Below are 24,925 nucleotides of genomic sequence, written 5' to 3'. Positions count from 1 at the left end.
TTGGGTGTTGACGGTGTCGTTCCGGGCGCTCTACTGTCTGGCCTGTAAACGATTACAAGAACGATTACAGGAGACCGTGTGAGTCGGCCGACGATTGCTGAGGTGGCTCGGGCTGCCGGGGTCTCGGTGGCGTCGGTGTCGCGGGTACTGAACGGGCTGCCGGCGACCGAGGAGATGGCCGAGCGGGTGCAGCGGGCGGTGGGGGAGCTCGGATACGTGCCAGACGCGCGGGCCCGGTCGCTGAAGGTCGGGCGGACGTTTCAGCTGACGCTGGCGGTCGCTGACGTCGGCAACCCGGTGTACGTGACGATGATGCGCGCGGTGGAGTCGGTGGTCGCCGCGGCCGGCTATCGGCTGGTGGTGACGACGACCGGTCCGGAGATCGTCGACGAGGTCGCGTTGGTGCGGGGGATGGCGCGTGGGTACGCCGATGGTCTCGTGATCAGCCCGCTGCGCGTCGACGAGGACCTGATCAAGTCGATCCGCGAGTGCGAGGTACCGGTGGTGGTCGCCGGTAACGTGCCAGCCAAGGCCGGCGTCGACACCGTCCGCGCCAACTCCCCCAAGGGCATGCTGCTCGCCGTCGACCACCTGGTCTCCCGCGGCCGCCGCCGAATCGCCTTCCTCAACGGCCCCGCCGACACAGTCCCCGGCACCGCCCGAGCCAAGGGCTTCGCAGACGCCCTAAAAACGCACGGTCTCGAACCGGCAGCTGTAGCCGAGGCCGCCGACTTCACCTTCACAGCAGGCCGCGCCGCAGCCCCAGAACTGCTGGAAGGAAGGGGGCGCACGGGCTCGGGTTCCAGCGCCTTTGACGCGGTGGTTTGTGCGAACGACTTGCTGGCCGTGGGGTTGATGCATGAGTTGGCTGCGGTGGGGTTGCTGGTGCCTGCGGATGTGGCTGTGGTGGGGATGGATGACAGTGAGTTGGCCGAGCAGTGTTTTCCGACGTTGACGAGTGTGAACCTGGGGTCGGCGGAGCGGGGGCGGCGGGCGGCTGAGTTGCTGTTGGCAAGGATCGAGGACAGTACGCGGACGCCGCGGCGGATCGTCGTACAGCCGGCGCTGAGTGTGCGGGGGTCGACGCCGTGACGGCGACGATGACCGCACCGACAGAGCTGAAGCAGGCCGGGCGGCCGAAGCAGAACCGGGAAGCGATCTTCCTGTTCCTCCCCGCGTTGCTGCCGGTGCTCTCGCTCAGCGTCTACCCGCTGATCCGCGGAATCGCGCTCGGCTTCACCGACGCCCGCGCCGGCCTTCGCGTCGAGACGCGCTTCGTCGGCTTCGAGAACTTCAGCAAGCTCCTGCACAACCACCTGTTCTGGGACTCGTTCCGGATCGGCGTGATCTGGACCCTCTCGGTCACGATCCTCCAGTTCGTCGCCGCGCTCGGCCTCGCCCTGCTGCTGAACACGAACCTGAGGTTCCGCGGCGTCGCCCGCACCCTCGCGCTGATCCCGTGGGCAATGCCGCCGGTGGTGGTCGCGATCATGTGGCGCCTGCTGCTGCACCCGACCAACGGCCCGGTCAACGAGATCCTGCAGAACCTGCACCTCACCGACCACCCAATCAACTTCCTCGGCAACTTCAGCACGGCGCTCCCGGCTGTGATCGTGGTCGGGATCTGGGTCGGTATGCCGATGACCACGGTCACGCTGCTCGCCGGCCTGCAGGGCATCGACCGCACGCTCTACGAAGCAGCCGCTGTCGACGGCGCCGGCGCGTGGAGCCAGTTCCGGCACATCACGCTGCCGCAGCTCAGAACGGTCATCGTCGCGATCACCAGCCTGGACCTGATCTGGAACTTCAACTCGTTCGGCCTGGTCTACGTGCTCACCGCCGGCGGCCCGGGTGGCAAGACCATGCTCCCGATGCTCTTCGCCTACAACGAGGCCTTCCGGTACGGGAACTTCGGGATGGCCGCCGCGATGGGTGACGTGATGGTCGTGATCATCATCCTGTTCCTGTTCTTCTACCTCCGGAACCGGCTGCGGAGCGAAGCATGAGAACCCGTCCGGCCACCCGTTTCCTGCAGTACGTCGCCGTGCTCTGCTACCTGGTGTTCCTCGGCTTCCCGCTGCTCTGGCTGATCTCGAGCTCGCTGAAGTCGCCGCAGGAGTTCGCGAGCATCACGCCGAGCCTGCTGCCGAAGCACGCCGACTTCTCCAACTACACCGATGCGCTGAACGAGCAGGGCCTGGTCCGCGGCCTCGGCAACAGCCTGCAGATCTCGATCTACAGCACGATCCTGGTGCTGGTCATCGCGCTGCCGGTCGCCTACGCGCTGGCCCGGTTCCGGAGCCGGCTCCGGCCGCTCACGAACGGCTGGATCCTGGTGTCCCAGGTGTTCCCGGTGATCCTGATCGTGATCCCGCTGTTCATGATCCTCCGCCCGCTGCACCTCACGAACACGATCCCGGGCGTGGTGATCGTGTACATGGTCTGGTCGCTGCCGTTCGCGCTCTGGATGCTGCAGGGGTACGTCGGCGCAGTACCGCGCGAGCTGGAAGAGGCGGCGTCCGTGGACGGGGCGGGCCGGCTCCGGACGATCGTGTCGATCGTGATGCCACTGCTCCGGCCGGGGCTGATCGCGACCGCGATGTTCACGTTCATCTCGGCCTGGAACGAGTTCTTCTTCGCGCTGGTCCTGCTCCAGGACCCGCAGCTCAAAACGCTTCCGCTGGTCCTCGCCCGCTTCGTCGGTGCCGAGGGTCAGGTCCAGTTCGGTCCGCTCGCCGCCGCCTCGGTGCTGGCGACGGTCCCCAGTCTCGTGTTCTTCGCCTTCCTGCAGCGGAGGTTGACCTCCGGCCTGCTGAGCGGCGCAGTCAAAGGTTAGGAGAGGTAATGAAGAAGGTACTGACCGCGGTGCTCGCGGCGAGCGCTCTGGTGACGCTCGCCGCCTGTGGTGGTGGCAACAGTGGCTCCGGCAGCTCGGGATCGGGCGGCTCGACCGAGAAGGTGACGCTCAAGTTCCAGAGCCTCGCCTTCCAGAAGACCACCGTGGCCGCGACCAAGAAGATCGTCGCCGACTGGAACGCCGCCAACCCGAACATCCAGGTCGAGTACGTCCAGGGCAGCTGGGACTCCGTGCACGACCAGCTGGTCACCCAGTTCCAGGGCGGGACCGCGCCGGACATCATCCACGACGAGTCCGCCGACATCACCGGGTTCATCAACCAGGGCTACCTCGCCGACCTCTCGCCGTACCTGAGCCAGGAGACCAAGGATGCGGTCTCGAAGGGCGTCTGGGACACGGTCTCGAACGACGGCAAGGTGTACGCCGCGCCGACCCTGCTGCAGTCGTACGTCGTGTTCGCGAACAGCGCGCTGCTCAAAGGCGCCGGGATCACCGCGACCGGCGACTCGCTCAGCTGGGACGACCTGGCCGCGAACGCGAAGAAGCTGACCGCGGGCGGCAAGTTCGGTCTCGGCTGGGGGCTGAAGAGCCCGACCGCGACGGTGCTCAACCTCGGCATGAACTTCGACGCGAAGTTCTTCGACGGCAGCGGTAAGGACGCCAAGGCAACGATCGGCGACGCCGAGCTCGAGGTGCCGAAGCGGATCCACGCGATGGCGTACGACGACAAGTCGATCGACCCGACCTCGCTGACCCAGAGCGGGTCCGACGTACTGCCCGGGTTCTACGCCGGCAAGTACGCGATGATTGTCGGCGGCAACTATGCCGCGCAGCAGATCCTCGAGGAGGCACCGAAGGGCTTCCAGTGGGAGGTGCTGCCGCCGCTGAAGGGTACGAGCACCCAGCAGGCCGCGAACCCGCAGACGCTGTCGGTACCGGCCGAGGGCAAGCATGTCGAGCAGTCGGCGAAGTTCATCGACTACTTCATGAAGGCGGAGAACCTGGCCGCCGTCGGGCAGGGCGACTGGCTGATCCCGACCACGCAGGCGGCGCGGGACGCGATCCTGAAGACGACCGGTGGGAAGAACGGCTGGCAGCAGACGCTTGCCAGCGGCACCGAGCTGACCAAGGCGCCGTTCCAGAGCGTGGAGAACTACCCGAAGTGGAAGGACCAGATCGCGACGCCGGCGCTACAGGAGTACCTGGCGAACAAGTCTGATCTCGCCGGACTGGGGAAGAAGCTGAGCGACGGATGGGGTCAGGTCAACCAGTGACGTCCCTGCTGGAGGAGAAGGCGGTCGGCGCTCTCGTCGGCTCCGCGGTCGGTGATGCGATCGGCGGGGCCGTCGAGGGCTGGACGCCGGAGGCGATTCGGGAACGGCACGGTGGCTGGGTCACGGGGATTGTCGGGCCGTGGTACGACGAGTGGCGGACGGCTCGGCCGATTGCGCCGTACCACAAGGGCGATGGGCACATCACCGACGACACGTTGATGACGCATGCGCTGGTCGAGGTGTACGACGAGCGGCGTACGCATCTGGATGCTTATGCGGTGGCTGAGTCGTTGGTGCCGAAGATGGTGAGCGGGCCGCGGTGGGTGCCCGAGCTGGAGACCGAGGCGCTGCTGCTCCAGCGGGTGTTCCTGGCGGAGAAGTGGTTGGTGGCGCGGTTGCACTACGGGCATGTTGATCCGCGTGAGGCCGGCGTCGGGAACATCGTGAACTGTGGTGCGGCGATGTACATGGCACCTGTGGGGATTGCCAACGCTGGTGATCCCGCGGGTGCGTACGCCGAGGCGGTGGATGTGGCTGGGGCGCATCAGTCGAGTTATGGGCGGGAGGCGGCCGGGGTGTTCGCGGCTGCTGTTGCTGCGGCGATGGTTCCGGGGGTGACGGCGGCGGCTGTGGTCGAGACTGCTGTTGGTCTGGCCAAGGATGGGACTCGGCGCGCGGTCGAGGCGGTGGCGGAGGCGGCGTCCGGGGTGACCGACTGGGAGCAGGCGATTCCGCTTTTGCGCAAGGCGATCGCGCCGTACGACACGGTCGGGCCCGACTATCGCGACCAGTCGCTGGACGCCCGCCGCCCGAGCCGCACGAAAGCGATCGAGGAACTGCCGGTCGCGCTCGGGTTCGTGCTGGTGGCGGAGGGAGATGTACGCCGTGCCGTCCTCGGCGGCACGAACTACGGCCGCGACGCGGACTCGATCGCGTCGATGGCGGGCGCGATCGCCGGGGCGCTGAACGGCTCATCCGGCGTACCTCAGGACTGGGCGGAGGACGTCGCCACGGCCAGCAGGACCGACCTGGTCCGCCCGGGTCAGGTGATGGCGTCCGTCGCCGCCGACCTGCACGCATCCGACGCGCGCCGCTGGGCACACCGCACCGAAGTACTGGAGACTCTGACCCGATGAGACTCACCTGGGTCCAACCCGAAGACCTCCTCCCACACCAACTGATCCAGTCCCGAGCCGAAGGCGTCGCCATCACCGACGTCGAGTCACGCTGGACCACAGCCGGCGGTTCCCTAGAAGCTCCCGTCTCCGGCGCAACGGACCTACCAGCAACACCAGAACTGCGCACCCTGGCCAAGCAACTGATGGACGAACTGGACACCCGCACCCCACCCTGGCAACCACCAACCATCCCCACCACCCCTCTGCTTGGCGAGGCCCACGGCCTCGAAAAGCAGAAGACGGGCGAGCCGGGCACCGAGACACCCTCGTCTCGCGAGGCAGTAGGTCTCTCCCGGCAGAGTGTCGGCGGGGCGCGGGGGTTTGAGCAGCGGGTGCTGGATGCTTGGTTGGGGCGGATGGCTGGGAATTTGTTGGGGAAGCCGGTGGAGAAGATTTCTCGGGTGGGGATTCGGGAGATTTTGGAGAGTTCGGGGCAGTGGCCGCTGAGCGAGTACATCACCGCGGTGGGGGTGCCGGGGGAGGTGGTGGAGCGGTGGCCGTGGAATCGGCGGTCGCAGGTGAACAGCTTGCGGGAAGTGATCGACGGGATGCCGGAGGACGACGACATCAACTTTGCGATTCTGGCGTTGCTGATGCTCGAGCGGTTCGGGCGTGGGTTGACGACGGAGGATGTGGCGCAGAGCTGGTTGAACGATCTGCCGGCGGGGCGGGTGTTCACGGCCGAGCGGGTTGCCTATCGCAACCTTCTGCAAGGGGTCGAGCCGGAGCAGGCGGCGACGACAGGCAATCCGTTCCGGGAGTGGATCGGGGCGCAGATCCGCACGGATGTTTACGGGTGGGTCAACCCAGGTGATCGGACTGCGGCCGCGCAGCTCGCGCTGACGGATGCTCGGTTGAGTCATACCGGTGCCGGCGTGGACGGTGCGTTATGGGTGGCCGCGATGTCGGCGGCGGCGATGGTCCTGGACGACCCGGTTGAGGCGGCGCTCGCGGGGCTGGAAGTGATCGGGGACGGTGAGCTCAAGCGCGCCGTTCGCTTCGGCCTCGACCTCGCCGACCTAGAGCTCGATGAAGCACTAGACCGACTGCATGCGGAGTACGGACACCTGCACTGGGTCCACGCGGTCAACAACTCGGCTCTCGCCGGTTACGCCCTGACCGCCCCCGACTTCGCGACCGCCGTCGGGCGCGCGGTGATGGGCGGCTGGGACACGGACTCGGTCGGTGCGACGGTCGGGGCGGTGTTTGGCGCGACCCGCGGGGTTCCGGCAGAGTGGTGCGCACCACTGGACAATCGGGTGGCCACGAGCCTGCCCGGGATGAACCAGATCGCGATCGACGAGCTGGCGGCGAGGACTGTGGAGGTGGCCGGGGGTGCAGCCTGAGGTAGTCGTGGTGGGGAGCGCGAACGTGGATCTCGTGCTCCCGGTCCAGCGGATCCCACGACCGGGCGAGACAGTGCTCGCGGGCACCATGACCCGCGGCCCCGGCGGCAAAGGCGCGAACCAGGCGGTCGCCTCGGCCCGCGCCGGCGCCAGTACGGCGATGATCGTCGCGCTCGGCGACGACGAAGGCGGCGCCCTCCTCCGCGACGCGCTCGACGGCGTCGACCTCTCCCTCGCCACGACCAGCGACGCCCCGACCGGTACGGCGATCATCACCGTCGACGAGCTCGGCGAGAACTCGATCGTCGTCGCTCCAGGCGCGAACGGCGAGCTGACCCTGACCCCCGCCGCCGTGTCCGCCCTGGGTACCGCGAAGGTTGTGCTGGCCCAACTCGAGATCCCGTTTCCGGCCGTCCGAGCCGCGGCCGCCGCGAGCGCGTACTTCATCCTCAACGCAGCCCCCGCCGCCGAGCTCTCCGACGAGCTGCTCGCCGAGGTCGACCTCCTGGTGGTGAACGAGACCGAGGCCGAGGCGATCGCCGGCGCCGACCGGTCCGCGCTGCTCGAGAAGGTCCCGGCCGTAGTGGTCACCCTCGGCCGCGCCGGCGCGGTAATCCTGACCCGCGGCGCCGACGAGATCGCGGTTCCCGGTGTACCCGTCGAGGTGGTCGACACCACCGCCGCGGGCGACACCTTCTGCGGGGTCCTCGCCGCGACCTTGGCTTCCAAGTCAACAATCGACGCGATCGCCGCAACCGACCTGACGAACGCCGTCCGACGCGCTAACGTTGCTGCTTCATTGAGTGTTCAGGCCGCGGGGGCGATTCCCTCGGTGCCTCACGGGGATGCGATCGACGCGCGCTATGCGGAGGTGTACCTGTGAATCCGCTCGAGCCGCGGCCCATCGATCTACCCGCCCGGGTGGACCTGGGGCTTCGGGCCGACATGTCCTTCCTGGACGACGCCAAGATCCTCGGCGCCCCGGAGGACCCGGCCGACCTGCCGCGGTGGCGCGCCAAGCTCGCCGAATGGCGGTTCGGCGCCATCGAACGGACCCGGTACGACGGCTCCCACTACGACGAGCCCGGCCGCGAGTGGACCCAGACGGCGTACTCCGTGGCGCTGGTCTGGCTCTGGGACGACCTGCTGTACGACGTCACGACCGGGAGGTTCACCCCGGAGCGGTTCGTCCGGCACGGCATCGACGAGTTCGGCGGGTACGACGCGATCGTGCTCTGGCACGCGTACCCGGTGATCGGGATCGACGACCGCAACCAGTTCGACTTCTACCGCGACGTACCCGGCCTGCGGCAGCTGGTCGACGACCTGCACGAGCACGGCCTGAAGGTGTTCTTCGACTACAACCCGTGGGACGTCGGCACCCGCCGGGCGGAGCGCTCGGACGCGGACGAGTTCGCCGCGCTGGTCGCGGAGTACGCCGTCGACGGTGTCTTCCTGGACACGTTGAAGGAGGGCGATCCGGCGTTCACCCGGGCGCTCCGGCGGGCGAACCCGGCGATCGCCCTCGAGGGCGAGTCACGGTTGCCGATGGCAAGGATCGGCGACCATGCGCTGTCCTGGGCGCAGTGGTTCGCGGACACCCGCGCGCCGGGCGTGCTGCGCGCGCACCTGTTCGAGCGCCGGCACATGATGCACCACACCCGCCGCTGGAACCGCGACCACAGCGACGAGCTGCAGTCCGCCTGGGTGAACGGCGTCGGCATGCTGGTCTGGGAGTCGGTGTTCTCGGCCTGGGTCGGCTGGAACGCCCGGGACCGCGCGACGCTGCGCCGGATGGTGGCGGCTCAGCGGGCGTTCGCTCCGGTGCTGATCAACGGCGACTGGATCCAGCTGACGCCTGAGATCCCGGAGAAGGCGCGCGACCACGGGATCTACGGCTCCCGGTTCGACCTGGCCGACATCACGTTCTGGACGCTGGTCAACCGCGACGAGGAGGACTTCGACGGGATCGTGTTGCGGTCCGAGGACCAGGTCGGCGACTGGTACGACGTGACGTCGGGCGTACCGATCACGTCGGACGACGACGGCGTCCACCTGGTCGTGCCGGGGCGCGGCGTGGCCGGCATCATCCGGGTCGGCGCGACCGCCGGTGCGAGCTGCCGGGCGACCGCGCGCCGGCTGGGCACGATGCCGCGGCCGCACGTCGCCGAGAATGCGTTCCCGATGCGTCCGGCCGAGCGGGTCGAGCCGCCGGAGATCTGGGGGAACGCCAAGATCGGCCCGGTCGTCGACGTACCGGCCGGGAAACGCGTTCTCACCGTCCGGCACCGGCGCCGGGAGACGGGTCTCTACGACCAGGCGCCGTACGTCGAGGAGTGGAAGCCGCTCCCGCCCCGCCTGCACGACCAGCAGAAGGTCAAGCGCGAGGTCGACCTGGCCGGGATCTCGGTCGCGATCACCGAGGTGAGCAACGCGCAGTACGCCGAGTTCCTGAACGCCACCGGCTACCGGCCGTTGATTGCGAACCGGTTCCTGAAGCACTGGGTCGAGGGAGCCCCGGTTCCCGGGACCGAGGAGCACCCGGTGACGTATGTCGACCTGCCGGACGCGCGGGCGTACGCCGCCTGGCGCGGCGCGCGGCTGCCCACCGAGGACGAGTGGCAGCTCGCCGCGCTCGAGGACGGCTTCACCCGGCGCGAGCCGCTGGTCTGGAACCTGACCGAGAGCGAGCACCGCGACGGCCGCAGCCGGTTCTGCATCCTGAAGGGCGGCTCGCACTACGTCGCCGAGGGCTCCGACTGGTACGCCGACGGCGGGCCGAAGGACCCCGAGGTGAGCTTCAAGCTCGTGCTGACCGGTGGTGGGTTGGACCGGTCCGCGAGCATCGGTTTCCGGTGCGCGGGATGAGACCTGCTCCTCTCGACGGTGTGAAGGTGCTCGAGGCGGCGACGCTGTTCGCGGGACCACTGGCAGCGACGTTCCTGGGCGACTTCGGCGCCGACGTGACCAAGGTCGAGCACCCGGACCGCCCGGACGCGGCCCGGACGCACGGCGCGTCCAAGGACGGCGTCGGGCTCTGGTTCAAAACGCTCGGCCGGAACAAGCGGGTCGCGACGCTCGACCTGTCCCGCGGCCGGGACACGTTTCTCGCGCTGGTCCGGCAGCACGACGTCCTCGTGGAGAACTTCCGCCCGGGGACGCTGGAGCGCTGGGGCATCGGTCCGGACGTGTTGCTCGAGGCCAATCCGCGGCTGGTGATCGCGCGGGTCACGGCGTTCGGTCAGGTCGGGCCGTGGTCGCGGCGCCCGGGGTTCGGGTCTCTGGCCGAGGCGATGAGCGGGTTCGCGGCGGTCACCGGTGAGCCGGACGGTCCGCCGACGCTGCCGCCGTTCGGGCTCGCGGACGGGATCACGGCGCTGGCGACGGCGTACGCCGTGATGGTTGCGTTGCACGAGCGCGATCGATCAGGATCTGGTCAAGTGATCGATCTGGCGATCATCGAACCAATCCTGATGATGCTCGGCGGCGGGATCACGGCGTACCAACAGACCGGGTACGTGCAGCCGCGGCTCGGGAACCGGTCGTCGAACAACGCGCCGCGGAACGTCTACCGGACTGCGGACGGCCGCTGGGTCGCGGTGTCGACGAGCTCGCAGAGCATCGCTGAGCGAGTGGTCACGCTGGTCGGTCGATCCGATTTGATCATGCAGCCGTGGTTCGCGACCGGGCGGGAGCGGGCCGAGCACGCCGACGAACTGGACGACGCGGTCGGTTCGTGGATCGCGCAGCGGCCGCTGGACGAGGTGATGACCGAGTTCGAGAAGGCCGAGGCCGCGGTCGCGCCGGTGCACGACATCCGCGGCATCGTGACGGATCCGCAGTACGCCGCGCTCGGCACGATCGTCGCGGTCGAGGACGACGAGCTGGGCGGGCCGGTCGAGATGCAGAACGTCCTGTTCCGGCTGTCCGAGTCGCCCGGCCTGATCCGCTGGGCCGGCCGGCCGCACGGCGCGAACACCGACGAGGTGCTCGCCGAAATCGGAATCACCCCGGACCAGCTCGCCGGTCTGCGAGCTGCTGGAGTGGTGTAAGGGGGCGGTTGACGGTGTTGACGGCACTCTATGTCCCGGCCAATCGGCCGGATCGGTTCGCGAAGGCGGTGGCTGCAGGTCCCGACCTGGTGGTCTTCGACCTGGAGGACGCCGTACCCGTCGAGGACAAGGCGGAGGCGCGCAGTTGGGCGGTGGCCTGGATCGCAGCGCACACGCACGGGCCGGCGGAGGTCCGGGTGAACGCGGTCGGGTCGCCGTGGATCGAGGACGACCTGGCCGCGGTGTCCGCCGTACCCTCGGTGCGGATCCGGTTACCGAAAGTGGAGAGTGTCACCGAGGTCCGGGCTGTGCTGGAAAAGGTGCCGTCAGCAAGGATCACGGCGCTGATCGAGTCGCCGCTGGGGCTGGAGCGCGCCTTCGAGATCGCGACCGCGGACCCGCGGGTGGTCGCGATCGCGCTGGGGGAGGCCGACTTGTCCAGCGCGTTGGGCGTGGACGGGTCGGCCGGTCTCGCCTGGGCCCGCGGACGGTTGGTCTCCGCCTCCCGGGCGGCCGGGCTGGGTGCGCCGGTGATGTCGGTCTACCCGCAGGTGCACGATCTCGACGGCCTGCGGCAGACCTCTGCAGAGGGCCGAGCGCTCGGCTTCGTCGGCCGTACGGCGATCCACCCCAAGCAGCTCTCCGTCATCGTGGAGTCCTTCACCCCGACCGCCGTCCAGGTGGCCGAGGCCGAGGCGCTGCTCGCTGCCGTGGAGAAGGCCGGTGTCGCCGACGGCGGCGTGATCGTGCTGCCGGACGGGCGGATGGCCGATCCGGCGATGATCGGGCGCGCCCGGGAGGTGGTCACGCTGATGCGGGAGATCGAGTTAAGGTCGTAGACATGCTGCCGCGCAGTGTTGATGCCGTGGTGATCGGCTCGGGGCCGAACGGGCTGGTGAGCGCGATCACCCTCGCCGACGCGGGCTGGGACGTGCTGGTCCTGGAGGCCGCGGAGACCTTCGGCGGTGCCGTCCGGTCCGTCGAGGAGGGCGGCTGGATCAGTGATCGTTTCAGTTCGAACTACCCGCTCGGCGTCGCGTCACCGGTGCTGCGCGCGCTGGAGCTGGAGAAGTTCGGCCTGAAGTGGGGTCACGCCCCGCTGCCGCTGGTGCACCTGCTCGACGAGGACGGTACGTCGGCTGCGATCCATCCTGACCCCGAGGACACGGCGAAGTCGCTCGGCGCGGAGGTCCCGGGCGACGGCGAGGCGTGGTTGCAGCTCTACCAGCAGTACGTCGCGGTTCGCGAACCGATGCTCAAGGCTTTGCTGACCACCTGGCCGCCGATCGTCCCTGGCATCAAGCTGGCGCGGAAGCTCGGCTCGCTCGGCGAACTGCTGCGGTTCGCGCGGTTCATGGCGATGCCGATGCACCGGATGGGCCAGGAGCTGTTCGACGGCCGGCACGGACCGGCGTTGCTGGCCGGTAACGCTCTGCACGCGGACGCGCCGCTGTCCGGCGCCGTCAGCGGCACGATGGGCTGGTTGCTGGCGATGCTGGCACAGGACGTCGGCTTCCCGGTCGCCGTCGGCGGCTCGTCCGCGCTGTCCGGCGCCCTCGTCCAGCGCGCCGAACGCGCCGGCGCCCTGCTGGTTTCCGGTACGCCGGTCACCGGCATCGACGTGTCCGCGGGGCGCGTCAGCGGGGTGCGGACGGCGTCCGGCGAGACGGTGGCGGTGGAGCGGGCGGTGATCGCCGACACGTCTGCTCCGATGCTCTACCGTTCCCTGTTGCCTGAGGCAAGTGTCCCGGCCGGCCTGAAACGCGACCTGGACGAGCGGTACGAGTGGGACTACCCGACGGTGAAGCTGAACTTCCGGCTCAGCGGCCCGGTCCCGTGGACCTCGGTCGAGGCCCGGTCGGCCGGCGTCGTCCATCTCGGTGGCACGGCCAACGACCTCGTGCACCTCTCGGCCGACCTGGACACCGGCCGGGTGCCGTCGCAGCCGTTCCTGCTCATCGGTCAGACCACCAAGTCGGATCCGGGCCGCTCGCCGGCCGGCACCGAGATGCTCTGGGCGTACTCGCACCTCCCGCGCGGGGTCGCCGACGACGCGTCCGCGGAGAAGCTGGCCGGCCGGATGGAGCGGGCGATCGAACGTTTCGCCCCCGGCTTCACCGACCTGGTCATCGCGCGCGACCTGCAGCGCCCGAGCGCCCTCGAGTCCGGCAACGCTTCGCTCGGTCTCGGCGCGCTGGGCGGTGGGACGATGCAGCTGCAGCAGCAACTGATCTTCCGGCCGACGATCGGACTGGGCAGCGCACGGACGTACGTCGACGGCCTGTACCTGGGCAGCTCCGCGATTCATCCGGGTGGCGGCGTCCACGGCGCTTGCGGTCACCTGGCGGCGCGGACGGCGCTCCGCGACGCTTCGATCATCGGTCCGATCACTCGTACTCTTCCCGCCGCGGCGCTCCGGCGTCTCCAGCGTTGAGACTCGACGAGGCGACGTGCCGAGCCCGGGTCGCGGCCGCCCGGGTCGGTCGGCTGGCGACCGTCGGCGCCGATCTGCGGCCGCACGTCGTACCGATCACGTATGCCGTGCATGGTGATCAGGTGTTCATCGGGATCGATCAGAAACCGAAACGAACCACCGATCTGCAGCGATTGCGGAACATCGCGGCGCACGAACGCGTCGCGGTCCTGGTGGACGAGTACGACGAGGACTGGACGCATCTGTGGTGGGTCCGGATCGACGGCGCGGCGCGGGTGCTGGACGCGGATCCGGTAGCGCTGGAGTTGCTGGTGGCGAAGTACCCGCAGTACCAGGCGGATCCGCCGCGGGGACCGGTGATCGCGATCCGCGCCGACGGGTGGTCGGGCTGGTCGTACCTGGGTGAGGGAGAGTGATGGCGGTCGAGGACGTACTGCGGGAGCATGCGCCGCAGGTGCTGGGATTTCTGGCCCGGCGGTACGGGCAGTTCGATCTGTGCGAGGACGCCGTACAGGAGGCGTTGCTGGCGGCGGCGACGCAGTGGCCGACCGACGGCGTACCGGCGAATCCGCGCGGGTGGCTGGTGACGGTCGCGACCCGGCGGCTGACGGACGCGTTCCGGAGCGAGAGCGCGCGGCGCCGGCGCGAGGACACCGTGGCCGCGCTGGCGGGCCCGGAGGAGCTGGTTGCCCCGGGCGCCGATATCGCGCCGGCCGATGGCTCCGACGACACGTTGACGCTGCTGTTCCTGTGCTGTCATCCGGCGGTGACCCCGGCTTCCCAGGTCGCGTTGACGTTGCGCGCGGTCGGCGGTCTGACCACCGCCGAGATCGCCCGGGCGTTCATGGTGCCGGAGGCAACGATGGCGCCACGGATCAGCCGCGCGAAGAAGAGCATCAAGGAGGCGGGCAGCCGGTTCGCGATGCCGCCGGAGTCCGAGCGGGCCGCGCGGCTCCGGGTCGTGCTGCAGGTGCTGTACCTGATTTTCAACGAGGGTTACACCGCAAGCTCGGGTTCGGAGCTGCAGCGGGTGGAGCTGACCGCCGAGGCGATCCGGCTGACCCGGTTGCTGCGTGCGTCGTTGCCCGACAACGGCGAGGTGGCCGGGCTCCTCGCGCTGATGCTGCTGACGGACTCGCGGCGGGCTGCGCGTGCGTCGGCTGATGGCGGGTTGGTGCCGATCGACGAGCAGGACCGGTCGCTGTGGGACCAGTCGCAGATCGCCGAGGGCGCTGCGCTGATCCTGACGACGTTGCAGAACGGTGCGGTCGGTCCCTACCAGCTCCAGGCCGCGATCGCGGCGATTCATGCCGAGGCGCCGAGCGCCGCGGAGACGGACTGGCCGCAGATCCTGGCGCTGTACGTGATCCTCGAGAAGCTGGCGCCCAACCCGATGGTCACGCTCAACCGCGCGATCGCCTTGGCCCAGGTCGAAGGTCCGCAGGCGGGGCTGGACCTGCTCGCGACGCTGGACTCCGACAAGAACATCACCGAGACGCACCGGCTGGACGCCGTCCGGGCGCATCTGTACGAGCGTGCCGGCGACCTCGAGAAGGCGCACGCTCACTATCTCGCCGCGGCTCAGCGGACGACGAGCTTGCCGGAGCAGCAGTATCTTCACGCCAAGGCTGCCGCCATCACGGGATGAGCCGGTAGAAGCGGAAGAGCGACGTGTGGAACGGGAGGACCTGCGTGTCGCTGAATCCGGCCTCCTCGGCGTAGCGGCGCAGAGTTTCCGGTCGCATCACCGCCCCGGTCGCGGCCGACTCCGGATCGCCCATCGCGTCCGGCAGGCAGGACATCAGGCTCCAGCCGTAGTGGTACCGCTCCAGCTCCGAGGCCGGGGCGGTGAACTCGTTCTCGACCAGCTCGTCGAGAACCAGTACCGAGCCGCCCGGCGCCAGCATCTGGCATGCTGTGCGCAACGCGTCGACCGGTCGCGACATGTCGTGCAGGGCCTCGAGGATCGTGACCAGGTCGAACTGGCCGCTCTGGTCGGCGGCGTCGGCCGCGTCGGCGGTCGAGTAGGTGACCCGATCCGCCAGACCTGCCTCCTCGGCGTGCCGGCCGGCCGCGGCAATGGCGTCCTCGTCGAGGTCCACGCCGTGCACGGTGATCAGCGGGTACGCCTGGGCCATCGCGATCGACGACCAGCCGGTGCCACAGGCGAAGTCGGCGACCCGGGCCGGCGGCTCGGCGCGCAGCCGCTCGTCGATCTCCGGGATGGCCGGCAGCCATTGCTTGCCGAGAAGGTTCAGGTACGTCGGCCGGTTGAACTCGGCCCGTCCTTCGGGCTCCCACGGCTGGTGCGGCGGTGCATCGCCGGTGCGGTAGGCGTCGACCAGGTCCGGCAGCATGCGAGCGGCTCGTGCGAGCTCGACACCCTTGTAGCCGTGGTAGTCGACATCGTCCTCATCGGCCAGCACCCGGGCATGCTCCGGCGGCAGGGTGTAGCGCCGTTCGGTCGGGGCCGCCTTGGTCTCGTCGACGTCAATGAGGCCGCTGGCCGCGTGGTGCTCGAGCCACTCGCGGACGTAGCGCTCGTTGGTGCCGGTGCGCTCGGCCAGTTCTGGCGAGGTAGCGGGTGCTTGCGCGAGCGCTTTGTACAGGCCGAGACGCTCACCGAGGTAGATGCTGTACAGCTCCAGAGCTGCGCCGGCGTTGGCGAAGATTCGGTCGACGAGCGCTTGGGTCCGGTCCATGCGGTGGATCGTACGTCGGCCTCCGCCGGAGGCGCCGTGAACCGATCGTGTCGGCCGACCATCAAAGCCCTCCAGTACGACACACTGACACTCACTCGGAGGGCATCATGAATCGGACTGGCAAGCTGATCGGGCTGGTGGCGGGCGTTTCGATCGCAGCCGTGGTGGCGGGCGCGGTGGTTGCCGCACAGCAGACACCCACGCTCGCGGCGGCCTCGGGCGGCGGTGTCCGCCCCATCGACAGCGCCAGCGGACGGTTGCCGACGCCGGTGGTGCCGTCGACATCGTCCACTTCATCGTCCACTTCACCGTCCAAGACGCCTGCCAGGACTTCCTCCGCCCCCCAGAGCGGGTCGGTCAAGCAGACACTGGACCTCACCAAGCTCGAGCAGGCCGCGGCGCCTGCCACGTCGTACGTCGACGGCCGGACAGTCCACGTCGGCGGCACCAAGTTCACGCTGCCGGCCTCGGACGGTGCCGTCGTGGACGTCGCGCGCACAGGCACCGGCGCGCTGGTTCTGCACACCCCGAAGGACGACGGCCGGACCGTACTGACCACCTGGAACAACGGCTCCCGCGGTGAGAGCGTGAACGACGTGTCGACGGTCCTCTCCGCGGCGGACCAGGCGAGCAGCGCGTACGCCGTCCAGCCGACGGCTGCCGACGGCAGCGAGCTTCCCCGGTTCACGTTGACCTGGCGCGACAACCCCAGCGGTGAGAAGTACTCGCTCCAGCGCACCGGCGAGCACGGACCGATCGTGCACGCCGTCCAGGGCAGCGAGGTGTACTTCAGTGCCCTGTCCAAGAGCGAGAAGCAGACCCTCTACAAGTGGACTGCCGGCGACGACGCGCCGAAGCCGATCAGCGCCGTAACGGCACCGTCCGCGGTCTCGTCGGACCTCCAGCTTGCGGCCTCGATCGTCTCGCAGGCGAACGACGGCAGCTGTACCGCGCTGATCGACGTGGCAGCGGCCAAGAAGCGCTGGACCACCTGCGACTACGCAGTGGACGAGCTCGTCGGCGGCAGCACCTTCGCGCTCGGCGGCCCCGCTTACCGGGACGGGTACGGCGACGGCCTGTTCGCCGCGCTGGATCTCAAAACCGGCAAGGCCGTCCGCGAATGGTCGGGCGGCTCCGCGGTCACGATCATCTCGACGGCCATGGAAGACGCCGACCACGTCCTGGTCCTCGCCGAACAGAACGGCAAGACCGCCATCGCCCGCTGCACCCCCACCACCAACACCTGCGAACTCGCCACCCCCCTGAAAAAGGGCACCGGCAACGACAACAACCGCCCGTACCAACTCGGCCACTGAAGAACTGAAAGACAAAGACAGAGGAAAGAAGAAGAATTTAGAGTGGTGGCTGGCTCTGGTGATCAGCCGAAGCTTTGCCTGTGATGTCGGGATCCATCGAGCGATCATGCGCGAGGTGTTGGCCGACTTCACAGGCAGGCCTTCGGCTGGCGACCAGAGCCGGCCAGCACTCTGAATCTTTCCTCTGTCTTTTATCTCTTCCTATTTTCTTGGGTTGTAGGTTACTGACTCGAGGACCTTTTCGGCCTGGGTGGTGTTTTCGGCTCGGACCTGGATGCGGATCAGTTGGCCCTGGATTCGTTGGACGCGCTCGTACGTCGTCATGCCGGCGGGGCAGCCGACGTACTTCGCGGTCGCCGTCGAGTCCTTGTCGACCCGCTCGGGGGTGACCGTGCAGCCCGCCGGGCCGGGTAGACCGGCAGCGGCGGGCATCGTCCCGGGCGGTAGCACGCCCGCGAAGACGCCCGGGACCTTCGCGCCGGCCTCACCCCAGGCCTCGTTGTTGCCGCTGACAAGCAACCCGGGCAGCGCGGCCGACGACCCCTGTGGTCGCCAGCCGTCGCCGGCCAGGGTGAGCGTCCAGTCTCGAGGGAGCTCGACCGAAAGGACCTGCTGCTGGTCGACCACGCGGACCCACTGCCGACTGACGCCGTACTGCCACCCCAGGTACCCACCGGCCCCACCGAGCAACGCGGCGGCGACCGTCGCCGCCACCCAGGGGTGGACCGAAAACCGACCGGCCGGAACGCTCGCAAGCGCCGCCGTCCGGAGGGCCCCGGCGAACGATCGTACGTCGGGCCAGCGCAGCTCACGATCCCGCTCCAGCGCACGCAGGATCACCGCGTCCACCTCGGCGGGAATGTCGTCACGGACCGTGCTGAGCGGACCCGGCGGCCCGTCAACGGCCAGCACCCCCGCCAGCGTGGTCGCGCCGTACGGCGGTCGGCCGGCCAGCGCGGCGTACGTCACCGCGGCCAGTGCGTACAGATCGGCGCGCGGATCGAGTACGTCGCCGCGCACCTGCTCGGGAGCGACGTACGCCGGCGTACCACCCGGCATCGTCACTCGCGACACCGCCTCGAGCGACTTGCCCAGGCCCAGATCGCCGAGCATGGCCCGCTCACCCGTCGGCGTACTGCGGAACAGCACGTTCTCCGGCTTGACGTCCCGGTGCAGGACACCGCGGTCGTGCAGCTCCTGCAGACCGGCGCCGATGTTCTCGATGACGTCGACGGCGTCGGGCAGCGGCAGCGGACCGGCCTTGATCCGGTCGGCCAGCGTGCCGCGATCGGCGTAGGTGAGGACCAGGAACGGCCGGTCGTCGTCGGTGCTGCCGATGTCGTGGACGCCGACGACGTACGGCGACTCGACCTTGCGGAGGAAGCGTCCTTCGTCGACGAACCGGCGGCGTACGTCGAGGTCGTCGACCCAGTGCTCTGCCAGCACCTTGACCGCCACCTCCGCGTCCAGCTGTTCGTCCCGGGCCAGCCAGACAGCGGCGAACCCGCCGCTGCCGAGCTTCCGGATCACGGCGTAGCGACCGAGGCGCACGGGCTGGACCATGCCGTCATTATGCTCACCGCCATGGCGAACGACCCGGACGCGCTCGACGACCTGGCCCGTCGCGCTGCCCTGGATCCGGACCTGCTGGACGAGCTGATCCGGCAGGTGCAGCCGCAGGTGATCCGGATCTGCCAGCGCGTCCTGCCGCACCGCGCCGACGCCGAGGACGCCTGCCAGGACGCGCTGCTGGCGATTGCCACGAAGATCGGCACCTTCTCCGGCCGGAGCCGGTTCAGCACCTGGGTGCACGCGGTCGCATCGAACGCCGCTCGCGAAACCTACCGGCGGCTGAAACGCCGCGCCGTGGAGAATCCGGCGGCCTGGCAGGACGACGATCGCCCGGCCAGGCACGACCGTCCCGATCCGCGGACCACCAGCGTCGTCGCCGGCACCCGGATCGACCTTCTGGACGCGCTGGAGCACCTGGAGACCGATCTGCCCGAGACGGTCACAGCGGTGGTACTGCGCGACGTCTACGAACTCAGCTACGAAGAGATCGCTGTCCAGGTCGGCATCCCGGTCGGCACGGTCAAGTCCCGGATCAGCCGGGCCCGGGTCGCGCTCAAGGCGCAGCTGCTGCCGCGCGAGGCCTGACTCACGTCGCGACGCGGCGACCTGTTGCGTGGGACTCGATGGCGGCGTGGGCGAGCTGGAGGGCGCGGCGGCCGGCTCGGGCGTGGACCGGGGGCTCTGCGTTCGCCTTCAGTGCTGTCAGGATCGCCTCGACGTGGCGGTCGAAGGTACCGGCGAAGTTGCGGGCCTCGTCGTCGAAGTACGTCGAGTGCCAGCGTTGCTCGACCGGGTCGCCGGCCTTGCTGAAACTGAGCGCGCGGACTGTGTCGTGGATGACGAGCCGGCCTGCGGTGCCGTTGATCTCGATCCGCTGGGTGTCCTGGTAGGCGTACGACGAGTCGTAGGTGCCGAGCATCGTGCCGACGGCGCGGTTCTCGAAGTCGAGGGCGAGCGCGATCGTGCTGAAGGCGCCGTACGTCTTGTCGGTCATGTGTGCGGAGATCGCTGTGATCGGGCCGATCAAGTGCTCGAGCATGTCGAAACCGTGGCACTGGGTCTCGATCAGGTTCGCGTGCGGGGAGTTGCCGCGGTTCGCCTCGCCGCCGAACCGCCAGGTCGCGAACACGATCTCGCCGAGTTCACCGGCGTCGATGAGCGCCTTCGCGCGTTCGACCGGTTCGGCGTACCGATGGTTGAAGTTGATCGCAAAGAAACGTTCTCCGGCCTCGGCGAGCAACGTGTCCGCCTCGGCGAGATCGAAGACGAGCGGTTTCTCGACCAGCAGCGGTACGCCGGTGCGCACCAGCTTCAGCGTGATCTCGTAGTGCTCCTCGTTCGGCAGACAGACCGTCACGAGCTCAGGCTGCTCCGTCTCCAGCATGGCGTCGAGATCGGTGTACGGCGTTGCGCCGTACCGCTCCGCTCGGGCCCGGGTGCGCTCCGGCGTGCGGCCGAAGATCGCGACCAGCTCGGTGTCCGGGCGCCGGGAGAAGATCCGGGCATGATGCTCACCCCAGCCGCCCGCGCCTACGACAGCGACCTTCATGCGGCACCCTCCTGAGTGATGACGACCTTGCCGGTCTCGCCGGCCACGAAGAGCCGGAAGGCTTCCGCGATCTCGGAGACCGGGAAACGGTGGCTGATGACTCTGCTGATCAGGTCCTGGTGCTCGCGAAGGATCGCGAGGTTGCCGGGCAGCTCGTCGTACCGGAAGTACTCGCTGCCGAGGATGGCGTGCTCCGGGGTGATCAGGTCGTCGGAGACGTCCAGCGTGACGCCTTCGCCGTGGCCCACGCAGATCAAAGCGCCGCGCTGGCTGAGGATGTCGAGGGCGCCCCGGCGCGCGGACTCCTTGCCGGACGCATCGAACGCGATATCGGGCTTGCCGGCGGCTCGGACGTCGTCGGCTCGGAGCGGGATCGCGCCGAAGGTCTCCGCGAACTCGAGCCGCCACGGCGACACGTCGGAGATGTAGACCGGAACGTCGTACTTGAGCTTGCTCATCACGGTCAGGCCGAGGCCGATCGGGCCGGCGCCGGCGATGTACACGCTCTCGACGTCCTGGCGGACCAGGGCGGCGCGGCCGAGCGCGTGGCTGCTGGTGCCCATCACGTCCAGCAGCAGCGTCGCGTTGCCGATCTCGATGTCGTCGGTGATCGGGAAGAAATTGCTCTCGTGGACGAGTTCGTACGGGCCGTAGCCGCCGTCGTGGGTGAAGCCCATGTCGGCGCGCTTGGCCAGGCATTGGTTGGTGGCGCCGTACTTGCAGCTTCGGCACTCGCCGCAGAAGTCCATCAGGAACACGACGCCGCGAGTATCGACGGTTGTCTGTGTGCCTTCGCCGGTTCGGATTACTGTACCGGCGGCTTCGTGGCCGGGGACGACTTGGGAGCCGTCGTAGTACTGGTGACGGTCGGTGCCGCAGAGGGCGTTGGCCTGGACGGCGAGCAGGAGCTGACCGGGGCCCGGGTCCGGGTACTCGTGGTCCGCGAACTCGATGGTGCCGGCTCCGGCGAACACGGGGGCGAGCGCGGTACGCATCATGGTGCCGGAATTTACTACGTAGCAAATTTGCGCGGCAAGAGCTCGCGGCCAGGGATTTCTAGGAGCTTTCGCGGAGCCGGAGCTCGTAGCCGGCCATCCGGTGCTGAGGTACGTGATCCTCGTCGAGCTGTTCCTCGAGGAGATCGAGTGCGGTGCCGGCGAGCTCGTCCAGCAGTGGTGCGACCGTGCTCAGAGCGGGCGTGGCGAGCGCCGCCTCGACGATGTCGTCGAATCCGATCACCGCGACCTGCTGCGGAACGGCTCTTTGCGCGTGGTGCAGCGCCCGGAGCGCGCCGAGGGCCGCCGAGTCGTTCATCGCGAAGATCCCGTCGGGACGCAGCTCGGGGAGGGCTTTCGTGAGCGCTTCCTCGGCGGCGGTCGTGGTCCAGTCGCAGTCGACCAGCAGCTGGTCTGTGATCCCGTACTTCTTGAGCGCGGCCTGGTACCCCTGGCGGCGGAGTTGGTACGAGCGCTTCGGGCCGTGGTTCGCGCCGAGCAGCAGGATCCGCCGGCGTCCGGTCTCGAGCAGGTGCGTGACCGCGGCCTGCGCCGCCTCGCGGTTCCGGATCCCGACGTGGTCGATCGCGCTGCCCGGCTCGCGATCGCCGACCAGGACGACTGGGTGCTTGCTGCGTACGTCGGTGCGCTCGAGCGTCACCGCGCTCATGATCACGCCGTCGGTCAGCACGTCACCGCCGCCGCGGAGCAGTTCGACCTCGGTCTCGTGGCGGCCGCCGGTGGTCTCGACGAGCACCGTCGTACCGCGGTCCCGGGCGGCGGCGATGACGGCTTCGGCGAGGTCGGCGAAGTACCGCTCGCGGAAGGTCGGGACGGCGAGCGTCACGGTGCCGGTGCGGCCGCTGCGGAGCCGGCGGGCGGCGGTGTTCGGGCGGTAGCCGAGGGCGTCGAGGCTGGCCTGGACGCGGGCCCGGGTGGCGGGGGAGACGTGCACGTAGTTGTTGACCACGTTGGAGACCGTCCGCTGGGACACCCCGGCGTGGCGGGCCACGTCGGACATGCTGACCGCCACTGCTGCTCCCTTGCTCCTGGCTGGTGCTCAGCAGGCTACCAACTCCGGGGTGGGGGTGACCCGGGTTGTAACTTCGGTTTACAGTGGCTGTTATGAGCCTTCAGGAGCGAACGCGCGGGCGGCGGGACGCGATCGGGATGGGTGTCGCACTGCTGAACCGGCTGGCCAAGCTGCGAGCGATGGACCGGTTCGGGCTGCGGAAGCCGGCCGAGCGGGTCGTGTTCGAGGCGACCAAGACCGGTTTCCGGACCGCGGGAGCGCTCTCTCGGAGTTTCACGGCCGCGTCCAAGCTGGCGGCTCCGTCGCGGCTGCCCGCGGCGCGGGGGACCGGGAGGTTCGACCTGACGCCGACCGAGGACCAGCAGATGGTCGTTTCGGTCGTCCAGGAGTTCGCCGCCGAGGTACTGCGGCCCGCTGCCGCCGAGGCGGACACCGCGTGCGCGACCTCGGAGAGCGCTCTGTCCTCGTCGGCCGAGCTCGGGCTGAGTCTGATCGAAGTACCTGAGGAGCTCGGTGGGATCGTGACCGAGCGATCGGCGATGACCGGTGTGCTCGTGGCCGAGGCGATGGCGCACGGGGACATGGGTCAGGCGGTTGCGTGTTTGGCGCCGGCCGCGGTTTCGACAGCGATTTCGTTGTGGGGCGACGAGACGCAGCAGGCGACGTACCTGCCTGCCTTTACCGGGTCATCAGTGCCGGCGGCGGCACTGGCGTTGCTCGAACCGCGACCGTTGTTCGATCCGTTCACGCTGCAGACCCGTTTCCGGGCCGGCGTGCTGAACGGGGTCAAGTCGCTCGTCCCGCGTGGCGCGGAGGCGGAGCTGTTCGTGATCGGTGCGCAGACGGATGCCGGGCCGGGATTGTTTTTGGTCGAATCTGATCATTCGGGCGTAACGATCGAGGCTGAGCCGTCGATGGGGTTGCGCGCGGCGTCGCTCAGCCGGGTGCTCCTGGCCGACGTACCGGCGGTGCAGCTGGGGACGATCGAGGACTACGCGGAGTGTGTGCGGTTGTCGCGGCTGGGCTGGTGCGCGCTGGCGCTCGGTACGGCGCGGGCGGTGCTGGACTATGTGACGCCGTACGTGAACTCGCGGTTCGCTTTCGGTGAGCCGATCAGTCATCGGCAGTCGGTGGCGTTCATGGTCGCGAACATCGGGATCGAGCTCGAGGGGATGAAGCTGGTCACGTACCGAGCCGGATCGCGGGCGGAGCAAGGGCTTCCGTTCGCCCGCGAGGTCGCGTTGGCGCGTCGGTTGTGCACGGACAAGGGCATGCAGATCGGGACCGACGGCGTACAGCTGCTCGGCGGGCACGGGTTCGTGAAGGAACATCCGGTGGAGCGCTGGTACCGCGACCTGCGGGCGATCGGCGTGATGGAAGGCGCGGTGCTGGTCTGATGATCAATCTGGAGACGCCTCGGAAGTTCAAGGCCTTCGTCAACCAGGCGCATCAGGTCGCGGCGGAGATGCTGCGGCCGAACTCGCGGCGGTACGACCTGGCCGAGCACGAGTACCCGGTCGAGCTGGACATGCTGGCCGCTCTCGTTGACGGGTTGGGTGCCTCGGGCACCGGTTCCGGAGCGGGCGCGGCCGGAGTACGGCGTACCGCTGCCGCCGATGGCGTGGTGAACGGGTCGAACCTTTCGTCGGTGCTGTCGATCATGGAAATGTGCTGGGGCGACGTCGGGTTGCTGCTGTCGATGCCGCGGCAGGGCCTCGGGAACTCGGCGATCGCGTCCGTAGCGTCCGACGAGCAACTGCAGCGTTTCGACGGCGTCTGGGCCGCGATGGCGATCACCGAACCCGACTGCGGCTCCGACTCGGCCAACATCCAGACCACCGCCCGCCTGGACGGCGACGCCTACGTGCTGAACGGCGAGAAGATCTTCGTCACCGCCGGCGCCCGCTGCGACGCCGTCGTCGTCTGGGCCACCCTCGACAAGTCCCTCGGCCGCGCCGCCATCAAGTCCTTCGTCGTCATGAAGGACACCCCCGGCCTGACGGTCGAACGCCTGGAACACAAACTCGGTATCCGCGCCTCCGACACCGCCACCCTCCGCCTCGACAACTGCCGCGTCCCGCGCGAGAACCTCCTCGGCACCGCCGACATCGACAAGGGTTTCGCGGGCGTCATGCAAACCTTCGACAACACCCGCCCACTGGTCGCCGCGATGGCGGTAGGCGTGGCCCGAGCCGCTCTGGAACTGACCCGAGATCTCCTGACCGAGGCTGGCATCGAAATCGACTACGACCGCCCCGTCCACCAACAGCCCGCGGCCGCCGCCACCTACCTGTCCCTGGAAGCCGACTGGGAAGCCGCCTACCTCCTGACCCTCCAGGCCGCCTGGATGGCCGACAACGCCCACCCCAACTCCCTCCAGGCCTCCATGGCCAAAGCCAAAGCCGGCCGCTCCGCCAACGACATAACCCTCCGCTGCGTAGAACTCACCGCCCCCCTCGGCTACACCGAACACCACCTCCTGGAAAAATGGTCCCGAGACACCAAAATCCTCGACATCTTCGAAGGCACCCAACAAATCCAACAACTAATAGTCGCGCGGCGACTCCTCGGCTTGACCTCGTCCGAGCTCAAATAGCCTTATCTGTAAGGCGTCCGG

22 protein-coding genes are annotated in these 24,925 nt (G+C 68.9%); 17 read left to right on the top strand and 5 right to left on the bottom strand.

The genetic code is table 11. The features are described 5' to 3' along the window. Nucleotides 1-78 precede the first annotated feature (78 nt). Genes AB0E69_RS11250 through AB0E69_RS11190 form a run of 13 tightly spaced genes read left to right on the top strand, consistent with a single transcriptional unit; the run spans nucleotide 79 to nucleotide 14,789 of the window. Nucleotides 79-1,092, top strand: a complete 1,014-nt coding sequence (locus AB0E69_RS11250; RefSeq protein ID WP_360142766.1) for a LacI family DNA-binding transcriptional regulator — start codon at nucleotides 79-81, stop codon at nucleotides 1,090-1,092. Beyond that, on the top strand, nucleotides 1,089-2,006 hold the full coding sequence (locus tag AB0E69_RS11245; RefSeq protein ID WP_360142764.1) for a sugar ABC transporter permease: 918 nt from the start codon (nucleotides 1,089-1,091) through the stop codon (nucleotides 2,004-2,006). Before AB0E69_RS11250 ends, AB0E69_RS11245 begins: the two co-directional genes overlap by 4 nt. Continuing rightward, nucleotides 2,003-2,836 (top strand): carbohydrate ABC transporter permease, encoded by an 834-nt coding sequence (locus AB0E69_RS11240; protein ID WP_360142762.1) that lies wholly within the window; start codon nucleotides 2,003-2,005, stop codon nucleotides 2,834-2,836. Before AB0E69_RS11245 ends, AB0E69_RS11240 begins: the two co-directional genes overlap by 4 nt. Before the next feature lie 8 nt (nucleotides 2,837-2,844). Then, nucleotides 2,845-4,131, top strand: coding sequence for an extracellular solute-binding protein (locus AB0E69_RS11235; RefSeq protein WP_360142760.1), 1,287 nt, complete (start codon nucleotides 2,845-2,847; stop codon nucleotides 4,129-4,131). Next, nucleotides 4,128-5,267 (top strand): ADP-ribosylglycohydrolase family protein, encoded by a 1,140-nt coding sequence (locus tag AB0E69_RS11230; RefSeq protein ID WP_360142758.1) that lies wholly within the window; start codon nucleotides 4,128-4,130, stop codon nucleotides 5,265-5,267. Before AB0E69_RS11235 ends, AB0E69_RS11230 begins: the two co-directional genes overlap by 4 nt. Next, nucleotides 5,264-6,655, top strand: coding sequence for an ADP-ribosylglycohydrolase family protein (locus AB0E69_RS11225; RefSeq protein WP_360142756.1), 1,392 nt, complete (start codon nucleotides 5,264-5,266; stop codon nucleotides 6,653-6,655). Before AB0E69_RS11230 ends, AB0E69_RS11225 begins: the two co-directional genes overlap by 4 nt. After that, the gene (locus tag AB0E69_RS11220) at nucleotides 6,645-7,538 is read left to right on the top strand and encodes a ribokinase (protein ID WP_360142754.1); all 894 of its coding nucleotides are present in this window, start codon (nucleotides 6,645-6,647) and stop codon (nucleotides 7,536-7,538) included. Before AB0E69_RS11225 ends, AB0E69_RS11220 begins: the two co-directional genes overlap by 11 nt. Continuing rightward, the gene (locus AB0E69_RS11215) at nucleotides 7,535-9,523 is read left to right on the top strand and encodes an SUMF1/EgtB/PvdO family nonheme iron enzyme (protein ID WP_360142752.1); all 1,989 of its coding nucleotides are present in this window, start codon (nucleotides 7,535-7,537) and stop codon (nucleotides 9,521-9,523) included. The genes AB0E69_RS11220 and AB0E69_RS11215 overlap by 4 nt, the downstream gene beginning before the upstream one ends. Continuing rightward, nucleotides 9,520-10,707: a CoA transferase gene (locus AB0E69_RS11210; RefSeq protein ID WP_360142750.1), complete on the top strand. Its 1,188-nt coding sequence runs from the start codon at nucleotides 9,520-9,522 to the stop codon at nucleotides 10,705-10,707. Before AB0E69_RS11215 ends, AB0E69_RS11210 begins: the two co-directional genes overlap by 4 nt. Nucleotides 10,708-10,721: 14 nt before the next feature. Further along, nucleotides 10,722-11,546: a CoA ester lyase gene (locus AB0E69_RS11205; RefSeq protein ID WP_360142748.1), complete on the top strand. Its 825-nt coding sequence runs from the start codon at nucleotides 10,722-10,724 to the stop codon at nucleotides 11,544-11,546. Nucleotides 11,547-11,548: 2 nt separating this feature from the next. Continuing rightward, a complete protein-coding gene (locus AB0E69_RS11200) occupies nucleotides 11,549-13,141 on the top strand; it encodes an NAD(P)/FAD-dependent oxidoreductase (protein WP_360142746.1) in 1,593 nt (530 codons plus the stop codon). Beyond that, nucleotides 13,138-13,557 (top strand): TIGR03668 family PPOX class F420-dependent oxidoreductase, encoded by a 420-nt coding sequence (locus tag AB0E69_RS11195; protein ID WP_360142744.1) that lies wholly within the window; start codon nucleotides 13,138-13,140, stop codon nucleotides 13,555-13,557. The genes AB0E69_RS11200 and AB0E69_RS11195 overlap by 4 nt, the downstream gene beginning before the upstream one ends. Continuing rightward, nucleotides 13,557-14,789 carry a DUF6596 domain-containing protein gene (locus tag AB0E69_RS11190; RefSeq protein WP_360142742.1) on the top strand — a complete coding sequence of 411 codons (1,233 nt, stop codon included), beginning with the start codon at nucleotides 13,557-13,559 and terminating at the stop codon, nucleotides 14,787-14,789. Before AB0E69_RS11195 ends, AB0E69_RS11190 begins: the two co-directional genes overlap by 1 nt. Here the strand turns inward: AB0E69_RS11190 and AB0E69_RS11185 are convergent. After that, nucleotides 14,779-15,843: a methyltransferase domain-containing protein gene (locus AB0E69_RS11185; protein ID WP_360142740.1), complete on the bottom strand. Its 1,065-nt coding sequence runs from the start codon at nucleotides 15,841-15,843 to the stop codon at nucleotides 14,779-14,781. The two genes, AB0E69_RS11190 and AB0E69_RS11185, sit on opposite strands and share 11 nt — an antisense overlap. 107 nt (nucleotides 15,844-15,950) lie before the next feature. Between AB0E69_RS11185 and AB0E69_RS11180 the strand changes: the two genes are divergently transcribed. Next, nucleotides 15,951-17,159, top strand: coding sequence for a hypothetical protein (locus AB0E69_RS11180; protein ID WP_360142738.1), 1,209 nt, complete (start codon nucleotides 15,951-15,953; stop codon nucleotides 17,157-17,159). Between the two features lie 201 nt (nucleotides 17,160-17,360). Here AB0E69_RS11180 and AB0E69_RS11175 read toward each other — a convergent pair whose 3' ends face one another. After that, on the bottom strand, nucleotides 17,361-18,722 hold the full coding sequence (locus AB0E69_RS11175) for a serine/threonine-protein kinase (protein ID WP_360142736.1): 1,362 nt from the start codon (nucleotides 18,720-18,722) through the stop codon (nucleotides 17,361-17,363). 21 nt (nucleotides 18,723-18,743) lie between these two features. Here AB0E69_RS11175 and AB0E69_RS11170 point away from each other — a divergent pair, with 21 nt between their 5' ends. After that, complete coding sequence (locus AB0E69_RS11170) at nucleotides 18,744-19,316, top strand: RNA polymerase sigma factor (RefSeq protein WP_360142734.1); 573 nt, start codon at nucleotides 18,744-18,746, stop codon at nucleotides 19,314-19,316. 1 nt (nucleotide 19,317) lies between these two features. Here AB0E69_RS11170 and AB0E69_RS11165 read toward each other — a convergent pair whose 3' ends face one another. Genes AB0E69_RS11165 through AB0E69_RS11155 form a run of 3 tightly spaced genes read right to left on the bottom strand, consistent with a single transcriptional unit; the run spans nucleotide 19,318 to nucleotide 22,308 of the window. Continuing rightward, nucleotides 19,318-20,280 (bottom strand): Gfo/Idh/MocA family oxidoreductase, encoded by a 963-nt coding sequence (locus AB0E69_RS11165; protein ID WP_360142732.1) that lies wholly within the window; start codon nucleotides 20,278-20,280, stop codon nucleotides 19,318-19,320. Then, the gene (locus AB0E69_RS11160; protein WP_360142730.1) at nucleotides 20,277-21,278 is read right to left on the bottom strand and encodes an alcohol dehydrogenase catalytic domain-containing protein; all 1,002 of its coding nucleotides are present in this window, start codon (nucleotides 21,276-21,278) and stop codon (nucleotides 20,277-20,279) included. Before AB0E69_RS11160 ends, AB0E69_RS11165 begins: the two co-directional genes overlap by 4 nt. 58 nt (nucleotides 21,279-21,336) lie before the next feature. Then, nucleotides 21,337-22,308: a LacI family DNA-binding transcriptional regulator gene (locus AB0E69_RS11155; RefSeq protein ID WP_360142728.1), complete on the bottom strand. Its 972-nt coding sequence runs from the start codon at nucleotides 22,306-22,308 to the stop codon at nucleotides 21,337-21,339. A 92-nt stretch (nucleotides 22,309-22,400) separates the two neighbouring features. Between AB0E69_RS11155 and AB0E69_RS11150 the strand changes: the two genes are divergently transcribed. Beyond that, nucleotides 22,401-23,705 (top strand): acyl-CoA dehydrogenase family protein, encoded by a 1,305-nt coding sequence (locus AB0E69_RS11150; protein WP_360142726.1) that lies wholly within the window; start codon nucleotides 22,401-22,403, stop codon nucleotides 23,703-23,705. Beyond that, the gene (locus tag AB0E69_RS11145) at nucleotides 23,705-24,904 is read left to right on the top strand and encodes an acyl-CoA dehydrogenase family protein (RefSeq protein WP_360142724.1); all 1,200 of its coding nucleotides are present in this window, start codon (nucleotides 23,705-23,707) and stop codon (nucleotides 24,902-24,904) included. The genes AB0E69_RS11150 and AB0E69_RS11145 overlap by 1 nt, the downstream gene beginning before the upstream one ends. Nucleotides 24,905-24,925 lie beyond the last annotated feature (21 nt).

The organism is Kribbella sp. NPDC026611, assembly GCF_040638345.1.
Lineage (GTDB): Bacteria > Actinomycetota > Actinomycetes > Propionibacteriales > Kribbellaceae > Kribbella.
This window is presented reverse-complemented; position numbering and strand designations above follow the sequence as displayed.